We start from the raw sequence: 13,122 nt of genomic DNA, 5'->3' as shown, positions 1-13,122 counted from the left end.
GTACCCCATGGAGCGCGGACCCTACACCAGCAGCCGCGACCTTGAAAGCTGGGACAGCCGCGATCCTGCGCGACGGTCACTCGCACTGTTGAGCAGCCACGCACCGCGGGCTCCAGCGACGGACGGCCCTCATTGCCCCAAGTCAGGATGGCTGTAAAGAATCAAGCTGAGCTCATCGCGCGGGGACGGCGGTCTGCATCGCAGGTGGCGCGAGGCGTTTCCCCTGGATATATCGCGCGAGGGGCTTCCCATGGCGCGCACGGCATTTCGCCCGCGGCGTCTCGCGCGCGCCCCGTCCCTCGCCCGCCGCGCCCTCTCGGGCGTCGCTTACTCGTCGTCCTCGTCGAAGGGGAGGTTCAGCTGGGCGAGCGGGCGCGCGCCGACCGTGGGCCCGCCCTGCTTCTTGAAGAGCAGCTGCTCGCGCGCGATGTCGGCCTCGATGAGGTCCTGGTTGTCGTACGCGAACGCGAGCGCGTCGAGCACGCGCGCGGGCCCGAGGTTCGGGTACCGCTTGAGCAGCGTCTCCACCGACGCGCCGCCGCGGTGCCACGCCCAGAGCCGCCGGACCGGGACGCGCGACCCGAGGACGTGGGGGCTTCCGGCGAGCACCTGGCTATCGCATCGCACGTGGGGGTGGGGGACGCGGATTCGCGGGAGCACCGGCGCGGCCATCGCGCGGAGGAGCCTAGTACCGGTCGCGATCGGATGGAAGGGCGCCGCGAGCCGGCGGGCACGCTCGGCGCGGGCGCTGCGCTGTGCGGGCGCGCGGGCGACCGCGCGGGCGTGCGGGCGGTGCGCGCCCGCGCGGTCGTCCCCGCGTGGCGCCCGGGTCGCGCGATCTCCGGCATCGTTCTCGCATCGTTCTGCGCCCGCGCTCGCGATCGGGACTACCCTACGCCGCGGAGGCGCGCGAGCATCGTGCCCGTCGCCGTCACCGACCGGAGCTCACCCACCATGACCCAAGCCGAGAAGAACCCGCTTCGCGAAGGGATGCCCGAGGAGCGCACCGCCTCGCCGGCCGCGCTCGTCATCTTTGGCGCCTCGGGCGACCTGACGCGGCGCAAGCTGCTGCCCGCGGTCTACAACCTGACGCTCAGCCGGCTCCTCACCGGCGGCTTCGCCGTCGTCGGCGTGGCGCGGCGCCCGAAGCCGGATTTCGCGAAGGAGATGCGCGAGGCCGTCGGGAAGTACTCGCGGCGCCCGCTCGAGGAGGCGACCTGGAGCGAGCTCGAGAAGGGGATCAGCTACGTCCAGGGGGCGTTCGACGAGGCCGAGACGTACACCCGGCTCGCCGCGGAGCTCGAGCGGCTCGACGCCGAGCGCGGCACCCGCAAAAACCGGGTCTTTTACCTCGCCGTCGCCCCCGACCAGTTCGCGCCCATCGTGCGCGGCCTGCGCGCGGCGAACCTCGTCGCGCCGCCGTCGCACGAGAAGGACGCGCCGTTCCAGCACGTCGTCGTCGAGAAGCCGTTCGGCGAGGATCTGGAGAGCGCCCGCGCCCTCAACCGCGACCTGCTCGCCCACCTCGCGGAGTCGCAGATCTACCGGATCGACCACTACCTCGGGAAGGAGACCGTCCAGAACCTCCTCGTCCTGCGGTTCGGCAACACGATCTTCGAGCCGCTCTGGTCGCGCCAGCACGTCGATCACGTGCAGATCACCGTGGCCGAGGAGATCGGCGTCGAGGGCCGCGGCAAGTTCTACGAGAAGGTCGGCATCACGCGCGACATCGTGCAGAACCACGCGCTCCAGCTGCTCACGCTGGTCGCGATGGAGCCGCCGTCGTCGTGGGACGCGGACGCGGTGCGCGACGAGAAGGTGAAGGTGCTCCGCACGCTCCGGCCGATCGCGGGCCCGGACGCGCTGTCGTCGACGGTGCGCGGGCAGTATGCGCCCGGCATGGTGCGCGGCGAGAAGGTGCCCGGCTACACGGAGGAGCCGGACGTCGCGAAGGACTCGACGACGGAGACCTACGTCGCGATGAAGCTCCACCTGGACAGCTGGCGCTGGGGCGGCGTGCCGTTCTACCTGCGCGCCGGCAAGCGCCTGGCGAAGCGGGTGGCCGAGGTGGTGCTGCACTTCAAGCCGCTCCCGCACGGCCTGTTCAAGGGCGCCCCCGGCGCCACCGAGGAGCCGAACGCGCTCGTGATGCGCCTCCAGCCCGACGAGGGCATCTCGCTCCGCTTCGCGGCGAAGATCCCGGGCGGCGGCATCGCGATCCGCGGCGTCACGATGGATTTCCGGTACGGCGCCGCGTTCGGCTCCAGCACGCCCGAGGCGTACGAGCGGCTCCTGCTCGACGCGTTGCGCGGCGACGCCACGCTGTTCACGCGCGCCGACGAGGTCGAGGCGCAGTGGGGCTTCGTCGATCCGATCTTCGAGGGGTGGAGGACGCAGAGCGCGCCGATCGCGCGCTACGCCGCGGGCAGCTGGGGCCCGCCGGAGGCCGACGCCCTCGTCGAGCCGTCCCTGGACGACGTGCGCGCGGTGTGCGGGGCCGGCGACGGGGGGAAGGCCCCGGAGCGGGCGTGGAGGCGGCCGTGAGCGCGGTCGCAGAGATCATCAAGCGGGTCGAGTCGGAGCTCGCCGAGTTCTGGTCGGCGCCCGACGAGTCGCGGGCGGAGCCGGCCCCGAAGACGCGCGCCTCGACCCTCAATTTCGTGGCGGTGGGGAGCCGCGCCGAGGTCGAGCGCCTGAAGGAGCAGGCCGAGGACCTCGCCGAGACGCACGCGGGCCGCACCCTGCTCATCACGCTCGACGACCGGCTCGACCCGCTGAGCGTCCAGGCCGACTGGTCGGCCACGTGCCGCCGCGCCGGCGAGGTGCCGATCTGCTACGACCGCGTGGAGCTCACGTTCGGGGTGGCCGCGGCCGAGCGCGTGGCTTCGGTGGTGAGCGCGCTCACGATCTCCGACGTGACCGTGATCGTCGAGCTCGCGCCCGGCGCGCCGAACGTGCTCGGCGACGCGCTCGCGCCGATCTGCGATCGGCTGGTGTTCGACTCGGCCGAGACGTGCATCGAGCGCATCGCGGAGGTCGCGCGCGGGACGAGGGCGCCGCTCGCGGACCGGGCGTTCGTGCGGACGTTCTCGTTCCGCGAGCTCGTGGCGCGGTTCTTCGACGACATGCCCGAGGCGTGCCGGGCGATCCGGCGGGTGGAGATCGCGCGCAGCGCGGGGGCGAAGCCGGATCCGGCGGCGCTGTTCCTCGGCTGGATGGGCTCGCGGCTCGGCTGGACGTTCGAGTCGCGGGGGCCCGCGCCGTCCGGCGGCGGCGTGATCGGCCGCGCCCGCGGCGCGGACGGGGCGCCGATCGAGATCGCGCTCGTCGACGGGCCGCCGGCGGACGCGCAGGCGTGGCGGCGGCTCGACGGCGTGCGCCTGTGGACGTCGCTGCGCGGCGAGCCGCTGACGCTCGGCTGCGTGCGGCTCGACAAGGCGCCCGGCACGGTGCGGTGGACGATGGAGGGGGCGCGGTCAGCTGAGCACCTGCACCCGCTCGGCTACCGGGACGAGACGTGGGTGCTGGCGAAGACGATCGACTCGCTGGAGGGCGATCGGCTGCTGCGCGAGGCGGTGCTCGCCGCGGCAAAGTGGAGCGCCCTTTGACGAGGGCCGACAGGAGGACCGAGATGAACGGTGGTGAGGAGACCCTCGTCGCGGCGGACGCTGCGGAGCTGGCGCGGCTCGGGGCGGAGCTCATCGCGCGCGCCATCGCGGCGGCGATCGATGCGCGCGGCGTCGCGCGCATCGCGCTGTCGGGCGGGAGCACGCCGTCGGAGGCGTACCAGCGGCTCGCGGCGCTGTCGCTCCCGTGGGCGCAGACCGAGTGGTTCTGGGTGGACGAGCGCGCGGTCGCGCCCGATCACCCCCGCTCGAACTACGGCGCCGCGCGCCGGGATCTGGCGGCGGCCCCCATCCCGGAGGAGCGCTTCTTCCGCATGGAGGGCGAGTCGCCGGACCTCGCCGGGGCGGCGGCGCGGTACGAGCGGCTCTTGCGGGCGCGGTTCGGGGTCGCGTCGGCGGTCTCCTTCGACGTGATGACGCTCGGGATCGGCGACGACGCGCACACGGCCTCGCTGTTCCCCGGGACGGGGGCGGCGGGCATCGAGGACCGCCTGGTCGCCGCGATCCCGGCGCAGCCGGACAAGGGGCTGGAGCCGCGGCTGACGCTGACGGCGCCGGTGATCCAGGAGGCGCGGCTGAAGCTGCTGCTGGCCCGCGGGGCGGGCAAGCGCGGGGTCGTGGCGCAGGCGAAGCGGCCCGGCCCGGCCGACGAGGTGCCGGCGCGGGTCGTGCGCGGCGGGCCCGGGCGGCTCGTCTGGCTGCTCGACGCCGCCGCCGCGCAGGCCGGGTAACGTCACGTCACGACGGGGATCGCGCACTGCTCGCGCAAGAACTCGGCGAGCGCCTCGGTCTTCATGAAGCCGCGGTCGCTCCCGTCACGCAGCCGGACGGTGGCGCCCTTCGCCTCCACCTCCTTGTCCCCGATGACGAGCATGTGCGGGATCTTCTCGACCTGCGCTTCGCGGATCTTCGCGCCGAGCTTCTCCGAGCTCCGGACGAAGCTCGCCCGGATGCCGTGAGCGCGCAGCGCCTGGGTGACCTGCTCGGCGTGGTCGTTGTGCTTGTCCGACACCGTGACGACGCGCGCCTGCTCCGGTGAGAGCCACGCCGGCAGGGCGCCCGCGTGGTGCTCCAGGAGCACGCCGATGAACCGCTCGATCGAGCCGAGGAGCGCCCGGTGGAGCATGATCGGCTGCTCGAGCTCTCCCTTGGCGTTCACGAACCCGAGCGTGAAGCGCTCGGGGTTGTTGAAGTCGTACTGGAGCGTCGAGCACTGCCACCTACGGTCGAGCGCATCGACCAGCTTGATATCGATCTTCGGCCCGTAGAACGCTCCGCCGCCCGGGTCCACCGTGTACTCGAGGCCGAGGGCCTTGAGGGCGCCCGCGAGGGTGCTCTCGGCCTTGGCCCAGTCCTCCAGGCCGCCGACGTACTTCTCCGGCCGTGTCGAGAGGTTGATGTCGAACTGCTCGAACCCGAACGTGCGGAGCATCTTCAGGATGAAGCGGAGCACGCGGTGGATCTCCTGCTCGACCTGGTCCGCGCGGCAGAACAGGTGCGCGTCGTCCTGGGTGAACCCTCGCACGCGCATCAGGCCGTGCATGACGCCCGCGGCCTCGTACCGGTACACCGTCCCGAGCTCCGCGAGGCGCATCGGGAACTCGCGGTAGCTCCGCGTCCGGCTCTTGACCATGAGGATGTGGAACGGGCAGTTCATGGGCTTGCAGCAGTAGTCGTGGCCGTCCACCGACATGGGGGAGAACATCCCCTCCCGGTAGAAGTCCCAGTGGCCCGAGGTCTTCCACAGGTCCGCCTTGGCGATGTGCGGCGAGTAGACGATGTCGTAGCCCTCCTCGAGGTGCATCTTGCGCCACTGGTCCTCGATGATGGTGCGCAGGAGCCCGCCCTTCGGGAGCCACATGACGAGGCCGGCGCCGATCTCCTCGACGAAGTGCGGCTCGAAGTGCACCTCGACGTCGGCGTCCTTCCGGGCGCTCACCGCGGCCCTGAAGGCGCTCTTCGACTCCTGCGCCGCCGCGCCGCGGAGCCGGACGTGCAGGCGCGGGCGCGCCTCGTCGCCGCCGCCCGCGCCCGCCGCCGCCTTCGGCGCCTCGCCGAACTTCACCGTTCGCCGGAGGGTCCGCCCGGGGAACGCCGAGGCCGCGGCGCCGAGGGTGTGCTCCACGAGCGCGCGGTCGAGGGGCGCCTCCGCGTCCACGCCGACGTAGAGGTCGATCTCGTCCTTCTCGGAGTACGCGTGGGTGTCGTAGCGCTCGGAGACGAGGTAGAGCTCGAGATCCCGCCCGAGCGTCCTGTGGTCGCGCTTCTTCGCCTCCTCCAGGCGGCGCACGTACTTGTCGAGGTCGTCCTTGTTGGGGAACGCCACGCCGCGCACGCGCTGGAGCGACTGCTTCGTGGCGTCGGCGCGCCAGTAGGCCGCCGAGGACGACGTGATCTTGAACCCCTTGATGAACCCCGCGTGGGGCAGGTGCGGGCCGCGGCAGATATCCACGAACTCGCCGCAGCGATAGATCGATATGCTGTCCTCGGGGATCCAGGACAGGATCTCCTCCTTGTATTCGTTCTTCTGCCCCAAACTCTCGAAGTAGGTCAGCGCGTTCTTCTTGTGGACGGAATGAAGCTCGAACTTGATCTTCTGCTCGATGAGCTTCTTCACCTCGGCCTCGATCATCTCGAGGTCGGAAGGGGTGAAGGTCCGACCGGCAACGTCGAAGTCGTAATAGAACTCGTCACCATGGTTCTTCGGGCCCATCGTGACCTTGGCGCCCGGGAACAGCCGCAGCACGGCGGTCGCCATGAGGTGCTCGGCCGAGTGGTTGATCGTGTCCCTGCCCTCGGGCGTGTCGGCCTTCAGCAACTCCAGCTTCGCGCCGTCCCGGAGGGGCACGCGGAGGTCCTGGATCTCCCCGTCGACGCGCGCGACGACGACGGCCTCGGCGAGCCTCGGCGAGATGGCCCGGGCGGCGTCGAACGCCGTGTTGCCATCCTCGAGCGCGAGGACCTTCCCATCAGGTAGAACGACCGAAGTTGCCATGACGTGACCTTCTTTTCTCTTTCCCCCGACTGTACGAGCGTCAGGTGTGTCGGTCTTAAAGCACCATGGCACCAACGTGTCAACGCCGCGCGGCCGCGCGCGGCCGCTCGATTTGAACGTGAGGGCGAGCGTGAGGCCGCCCGCGAGGAGCTCGTCCGCTCCTGCTCGGATCGTGCTCGGATCGTGCCCGGCGCGAGGCGGCGCCGCGCGATATGGCCCCTCGGCACCCCGGGGCGAACTCGCGCTCATCCGCCTCGGACCGACAGCGCTGCTCGATTCGGAGGCATGGAGTCGCGCGCGCGACTCCATGCCTCCGTCATGGGCAAGAGGACACGGGGCGTCAGGACCTCCGGGCCGCCGCGCGGGCCCGGGGCTGCTCCGCGGCGGCGAGCTCTCTGGCGACGGCGAGCGCGCCCCGCACGCCGACCAGGGGATCGGTGATCACCGCGACGGGCACCTCCTCGAGGAGCGGCGTGAGGCGCCCCTTCTTCACGAAGGACTTCATGAACAGCTCGCGCCTCTGGGGGACGAGGTTCCTCGCGATGTTCCCGAGCACGAAGACCCCGCCGAGCGCGAGCTCGCGCAGGGCGAGGTTGCCGGCCTCGGCGCCGTAGATCTCGACGAACAGGTCGACCGCGCGCGCGGCGGGCCGGAACGCGCGGGCGAGCCCGAGCTCGGCGATCGCCGCGTTGCGGTCGCCCTCGGCGAGGCGGCGCTCGATCGCGCGCGGCACGCGGGCGGCGCGGGCGAAGAAGTCGAAGAGGGCGCCGAGCCCGTCGCCCGAGAGGACCCGCTCGTAGCTCACGTGGTCCGGGTGGCGCTCGGCGAGGAACTGCCACAGCTCGGCCTCGACCGCGGAGCGCGCGGCAAAGTCGGCGTGACCTCCCTCGGTCGGCAGCGTGACGTGGCGGGCGCCATTCCAGAGGAGCCGGGCCTCGCCGAGCCCCGTGCCGGCGGCGATGACGGCCATGTTGTTCCCCTTCGGCCGCGGCCTGCGCTCCGTGAGCGGCTCGATGGACGCGCGGGCGACGTGCAGGCAGCCCGTGGCGCCGACGACGAGGTCGTTCACCAGGAGCACGCGGGCGATCTTGAGCCGGCGCGACAGCTCGCGCTCCGCGAGGCGCCAGGGCAGGTTCGTGACGGTGGCGACCTGGTCCTTGATGGGGCCCGCGACGCCGAGCACGGCGACGGCGGGGTGAGGGGCGTCGCTGCGCACGAGGAACGGGAGGGCGATCTCCTCGAAGCTCGCGTGGTCGCGGCTGCGGAAGGCGGCCTCGGAGAGGGGCCGGCCGCCGGAGGCGCCGTGGAGCGCGAGCCGGGTGTTGGTGCCTCCGATGTCGCCGACGAGCAGCGACGGGGCCCCCGATCTGTTGGTCCTTGCCACGCGGGCGCCCTGCCAGCGCCGTGCCTCGGCGGCAAGGCGATCGATCATCGAGCGAGCTCGGGGATCGAGGATTCCGGGCGGACTCGAGCGCGCTTGATCGCCCGGAGGCGACGGCGGCGTGGCTCGCGGGCTGCCGGCCGAGGCCGTTTCACGTCCTGCGCCGCTTGACCGGCGGCCTGCCTCCGGCCGAGAGTGCCTGCGTGCAGCGGCTGTTCCCCGCGCTCCTGGTCGCGCTTGCCGGCCTCATCGTTCCCGCCGGCGCTGCGTTCGCCGGGCCGGCGCAGGCCGCGCCCGCGCGCTCGCAGGCTGCGCACGCCCCCTCGCTGGCCGCGCCCGCGCCCTCGCAGGCCGCGCGCGCCCCCTCGCTGGCCGCGCCCGCGCGCTCGCAGGCCGCGTCCGCCCCCTCGCTGGCCGCGTCCGCGCCGTCGCAGGCCGCATCTGCGCCCTCGCAGGCCGCATCTGCGCCCTCGCAGGCTGTGCCCGCGCCGTCGCAGGCCGGGCCCGCCGCCTCGCAGACCGCGCCCGCGGCGTCGCAGGCCGCGCCCTCTCCCTCGCAGCTCGCGTCCCCGCCGGCCTCGTTCGAGCCCACGCAGCTCGCGCCCCCGCCGGATTCTTCGGTCCAGCCGCCGCTCGTACAGGTCTTGCCATCGCCCGCGGAGGCTCCTCCGGCGTCCGCGCAGGTCGTGCTGGCGCCCGCCCCGGCCCCGCGGCCTCCCGCGCCGCCGCGGCCTGCGCCGGTCGCGCCGGCGTCCGCGCTGGTCGGGCCGCCGGCCCCCGCCCCTGACCAAGGCGAGCCGGTGATTCCCGACCCCCCGCCGCCGCCCCCCGTGGTCGAGCAGCCCGAGGCGCGCGTCGAGCTGCTCGGCAGGACGGTCTTCGCCCTCCGCGTGCACCGGGGCAGCCTCTCTCCTCCGGAGCGCGCCCGTGAGGCGGCGCGCGTGCTGGAGCGCGCCGCCCAGGAGAAGGCGGTCCCCGAGATCCGCGTCGACGAGCAGGAAGGCGTGGCGGTCGTCTACGTCGGCGACCGCCCGCTCGTCTACCTCGGCCCCGAGGACGCGGCGGCGGCGGGTCACACCACGGCCGCGGCCCACGCCGCCGCGGTCGCCGGCACGGTGCGCGACGTCCTGGCCAAGGAGCAGAGCCGGAGCCGCCTCGCGACGAGCGTCTTCTCGTTCTCGCTGCTCGTCTTCTCCGGGCTGATCGCGCTGCTCCTGCTCCGCAAGGTCGGCGAGCTCGTCGAGCGAGGGCGCGCCTGGGTCGCCGAGCACCCGGAGCGGCTCCCGGCGCTGCACGTCCGCGGCATCGAGATGCTCCGGCCCGCCGCGTCGCAGGGCGCGCTCTCGGTCGCGCTCGGCGCCGCCGGCGTCCTCGTCCGGCTGGGCATCGCCTACATCTGGATCCTCTTCGCGCTGTCCCTGTTCGCCTCCACGCGCGGCACCAGCGAGAAGCTCACCGGCTTCGTGCTCGCGCCCCTGTCGGAGCTCATGGGGCGCATCGCGCGGAGCGTCCCGGTGCTCGTGCTCGCGATCCTCGCGACGCTCGCGGTCATCGTCCTCATCCGCTTCGTGGGGCTGTTCTTCGGGAGCGTGGGCCGGGGTGAGACGTCGCTCGGGTGGCTCCCGTCCGAGCTCGCGGTCGCCACCGGCGTCCTCGTCCGCTTCGGCATCCTCGTGGCCGCGCTGCTCCTCGCGGCCCCGCTCATCACCGGCACCGACGAGGGGGCGCTCACGCGGATCGGCTTCGTCGTGCTCGCGGCGGCCGGGCTCGCCAGCACGCCGCTCATCGCGTCGGCGGCCGTCGGCCTCTCGGTCATCTACGGGCGGCGCCTGCGCGTCGGCGACATCGCCGACGTGGGCGGCCGCGCCGGGCGGGTCCGCGAGCTGACGCTGTTCGAGGCGCGCCTCGAGGACGAGGACGGCTGCGTCGTGCGCGTGCCGCACCTGCTCAGCCTGTTCCACCCGACGCGCATCCGCGGCCGCCCTCCGATCGTGGCCGTCGAGATCAGCGTCGACCCCGCCGCCGATCTCGATCGGGTGCGCGAGCTGCTCCTGAAGACGAGCTCGGGCCTCGGCAGCCGCGCCCGCGCCGCGCTCGTCGCGATCGACGAGGGGGGCGCTCATTTCCGGGCCACGATGGCCTGCGACGGCGACGACGTGCGCAGCCGCTGGCTCACCGCGGTCGCGCAGGCCCTCGTCGCCGCGGACATCCGGCTCGGGCGCGCGCCGGCGTCCTCCGGCGGCGCGCGGCGCGCCGCGCCCGCGCCGGTCGACCGGAGCGCCGCCTCGTGAACGCCGTCTGGCTCCTGATGGGGCTCCTCGTGCTGTCGTACCTCGGCAGCTCGCTCGTCAGCGGCCGCGTGCTCCGGGGCATCGGCCTCCCTTCCGGCGCCGAGTACGTCGTGCTCGGCTTCGTGCTCGGGCCCTCGGCGCTCGGGCTGCTCGAGCCCTCGTCGCTCGCCGCGTTCGAGCCCGTGGCGGGCGTCGCGCTCGGCTGGCTCGCGGTGGTCGTCGGCCTCGACTTCGGCTTCGTCGGCAGCCGCCGCGTGCGGCCGTCCCGGATGGCGCTCTGCGTGCTCATGAGCCTCCTGACCGGCGGCGCGGTGGCCGCCGCCGTCTGGTTCGCGGCGGCCCACGTCGCGCCCTCGCTCGATCGCGGCGACCGCGTGCTGCTCGCGGCGGGCGTGGGCGCCGTCTCCGCCGAGACGACGCGGCACGCGGTGCTGTGGGTCACGCAGCGCTACAGCGCGAGCGGCAAGCTCTCGGACCTCATCGCCGACATCGCCGACTGCGACGATCTCGGCCCGCTGCTCATGATGGGCGGCGCGTTCGCGCTCGTCCCGCAGGCGACGGTCCAGTGGCCGATCCCGTTCTGGGGGTGGACGGTCGTGACGGCGCTCATCGGCGTGGTGCTCGGGCTCATCGCGGTCGTGCTCCTCGGGAGCGATTTCCGCCTGATCCAGAGCTGGGGCGTGCTGCTCGGGGCCTCGCTGCTGACGATGGGCACGAGCGCCCGGGTCGGCCTGTCGCCGCTGTTCGCGGCGTTCGCGATGGGCGTGACGATCGCCGCCTTGTCGCGGCACCGCGACGAGATCGTCGCCATGGTCGCGCCGACCGAGCGTCCGGTCATCCTGCCGGCGCTCCTGCTCGCGGGCGCGCACGTGAACCCGAAGGCGGCGCCGTTCCTGCCCTGGATCGTGGCGATCGCGCTCGGGGCGAGGCTCGTGGGCAAGCTCGCGACCGGGCTCGTCTTCCGCGTCGTGTCGCCCGACGCGCGCGAGACGTCGCCGTGGCTCGGCCTCGGGCTGCTCTCGTCCGGCGCGGTGGCGATGAGCGTCGGCCTCGCCTTCGCGCTGCGCTTTCCGGGCCCGGTCGGGCACACCGTCCTCTTCGCCGCGGCGGCCGCGGCCGTGTTCGGCGAGTTCGTCGGACCGCAGGTGCTTCGCGCCACGCTCCGCAAGGCCGGCGAGCTCGCCGCGCCCGAGCGGGAGTCGCTCTTCTTCGGCCGCGGCCTGGCCCGCGCCGGGCGCGGCGCCGCGCCCGGCGACGGAGGCGAGAGGGGCGGCCCGCCGTCGCCCGCGGCGCAGCGCGGGGGAGGGATGAGGAACGAAGAGGTGTCGCCGTGAGCGCCGCAGCACTCCCTGACGTCGAGCCTGCGTCGCCCGCCTCGCCCGCCTCGCCCGCGTCGCCCGCCGGCCCGGCCGCGCCGGCCGATCCGGTCGCGCCCGCCGAGCAGCAGGGCGCGCCCTCCGCGCGCCACCACGGGTCGGCCCCCAAGGGGCCGCTGAACCACCTCACGCACGCCGTGGCGCTCGTGATCCTGTTCGGGCTGCTCTACGCGACGACGCGCGCGGTCCCTCACGAGAACGGGCCCGCGGGGGCGGTCGCTTCGATCGGCTTCCTCCTGCTCGCGGGCACGCTCGCGAGCGAGCTCGTCGAGCCGCTCCGCCTGCCGCACATCTCGGGCTACATCTTCGCGGGCATCGTCGCCGGCCCGCACGTCTTGAAGCTCGTCGACCACCACGCCGTGGAGGAGATCTCGCGGGTCAACACGCTGGCGCTGGCGCTCATCGCGCTCGCGGGCGGCGCCGAGCTGCGGATCGACATCGTCAAGAAGAGCCTCAAGAGCATCCTGCTGCACAACCTCGTCCAGACGGCGCTCGTCTTCGTGGTGATGACGGGCGTCTTCTACGCGGCGCGCTCGCTGGTGCCGTTCGCGGCCGAGCTCTCGACGACGGCGGCGTTCGGCGTGGCCGTCCTGTGGGGCGTCATCGCGGTCACCCGCAGCCCCTCGGCCGTGCTCGGGATCCTCTCCCAGACGCGCGCGACCGGCCCCGTCGCGATGCACACGCTCGCGTTCGTGATGACGTCGGACATCGTCGTCATCGTCGTGACGGCGGTCGCGCTCTCCACGGTGCGGCCGCTCATCGAGCCGGGCGCGACGATGTCGATGCACGAGATCGAGCTGCTCGGCCGCGAGATCCTGGGGAGCATCTCGATCGGCACGACGCTCGGCCTCGCGCTCGCGGCCTACATGCGGCTGATCGGCCGCCAGCTCATCCTCGTGTTCGTGGCGCTCGGCTTCGGCGCGACGGAGGTGCTGCGGTACCTCCGCTTCGACGCGCTGCTCGTGTTCGTGGTGGCCGGCTTCGTCGTCGCGAACCTGTCGAAGCAGGGCGAGAAGCTGGTGCACGCGGTCGAGGACGCCGCGAGCGTCGTGTTCGTGCTGTTCTTCGCGACGGCCGGCGCGCACCTCGACCTGCCCCTCTTGCGGCATATGTGGCCTGTCGCGCTGCTCTTCGGCGTCTCGCGCGCCCTGGTGACGTGGGTCGCGAACCGCATCGGCAACCGGCTGGCGGACGATCCGCCGCTCCTGCGGCGGTGGTCGTGGTGCGGGCTGGTCTCGCAGGCCGGGCTGACGCTGGGGATCAGCCTGACCATCGAGCGCGCGTTCCCGTCGATCGGCGCCGGTTTCGGCGCGCTCGTCATCGGTTGCGTCGCGCTGAACGAGGTGTTCGGCCCGATCCTCTTCAAGTACGCGCTCGACCGCGCCGGCGAGACGGCGGTCGAGGCCTCGCGCGGGTCGCTGCCGAACCTCGGGCGCCACGGGTGAGCCGCGGC

Annotated in this window: 9 protein-coding genes; 6 read left to right on the top strand and 3 right to left on the bottom strand. The window is 73.4% G+C overall.

Annotated elements, in window-relative coordinates; translation table 11 throughout:
• Positions 1-327 precede the first annotated feature (327 nt).
• Positions 328-609 (bottom strand): DUF433 domain-containing protein, encoded by a 282-nt coding sequence (locus WMF34_RS22525; protein ID WP_231864998.1) that lies wholly within the window; start codon positions 607-609, stop codon positions 328-330.
• 345 nt (positions 610-954) lie between these two features.
• Between WMF34_RS22525 and zwf the strand changes: the two genes are divergently transcribed.
• The 3 genes from zwf to pgl are packed head-to-tail and all read left to right on the top strand — an operon-like array spanning position 955 to position 4,357.
• The gene (zwf, locus tag WMF34_RS22520) at positions 955-2,544 is read left to right on the top strand and encodes a glucose-6-phosphate dehydrogenase (protein WP_012236987.1); all 1,590 of its coding nucleotides are present in this window, start codon (positions 955-957) and stop codon (positions 2,542-2,544) included.
• Entirely contained in the window at positions 2,541-3,608 is a 1,068-nt protein-coding gene (locus WMF34_RS22515) for a glucose-6-phosphate dehydrogenase assembly protein OpcA (RefSeq protein ID WP_231864997.1), read from the top strand. The genes zwf and WMF34_RS22515 overlap by 4 nt, the downstream gene beginning before the upstream one ends.
• Positions 3,609-3,631: 23 nt before the next feature.
• Entirely contained in the window at positions 3,632-4,357 is a 726-nt protein-coding gene (gene pgl / locus WMF34_RS22510) for a 6-phosphogluconolactonase (protein ID WP_012236985.1), read from the top strand.
• A gap of 2 nt (positions 4,358-4,359) precedes the next feature.
• On the opposite strand, the gene thrS is transcribed toward pgl, so the two are convergent.
• Together thrS and WMF34_RS22500 are read right to left on the bottom strand one after the other, a co-directional pair.
• Positions 4,360-6,621 (bottom strand): threonine--tRNA ligase, encoded by a 2,262-nt coding sequence (thrS, locus tag WMF34_RS22505; RefSeq protein ID WP_012236984.1) that lies wholly within the window; start codon positions 6,619-6,621, stop codon positions 4,360-4,362.
• A 340-nt stretch (positions 6,622-6,961) separates the two neighbouring features.
• Entirely contained in the window at positions 6,962-8,053 is a 1,092-nt protein-coding gene (locus tag WMF34_RS22500; RefSeq protein ID WP_437994508.1) for a glucokinase, read from the bottom strand.
• Between the two features lie 152 nt (positions 8,054-8,205).
• On the opposite strand from WMF34_RS22500, the gene WMF34_RS22495 reads away from it, so the two are divergent.
• Genes WMF34_RS22495 through WMF34_RS22485 form a run of 3 tightly spaced genes read left to right on the top strand, consistent with a single transcriptional unit; the run spans position 8,206 to position 13,114 of the window.
• Entirely contained in the window at positions 8,206-10,293 is a 2,088-nt protein-coding gene (locus WMF34_RS22495; RefSeq protein WP_437994507.1) for a mechanosensitive ion channel domain-containing protein, read from the top strand.
• Complete coding sequence (locus tag WMF34_RS22490; RefSeq protein WP_012236981.1) at positions 10,290-11,627, top strand: cation:proton antiporter; 1,338 nt, start codon at positions 10,290-10,292, stop codon at positions 11,625-11,627. Before WMF34_RS22495 ends, WMF34_RS22490 begins: the two co-directional genes overlap by 4 nt.
• Positions 11,624-13,114 (top strand): cation:proton antiporter, encoded by a 1,491-nt coding sequence (locus tag WMF34_RS22485; RefSeq protein ID WP_437994506.1) that lies wholly within the window; start codon positions 11,624-11,626, stop codon positions 13,112-13,114. Before WMF34_RS22490 ends, WMF34_RS22485 begins: the two co-directional genes overlap by 4 nt.
• The last annotated feature ends 8 nt before the right edge of the window (positions 13,115-13,122 follow it).

Origin of the sequence: Sorangium sp. So ce145 (genome assembly GCF_051525985.1) — a bacterium.
GTDB lineage: Bacteria > Myxococcota_A > Polyangia > Polyangiales > Polyangiaceae > Sorangium > Sorangium cellulosum_B.
The sequence above is the reverse complement of the archived record's forward strand: the minus strand, read 5'-3'. Positions and strand labels throughout refer to the sequence as shown.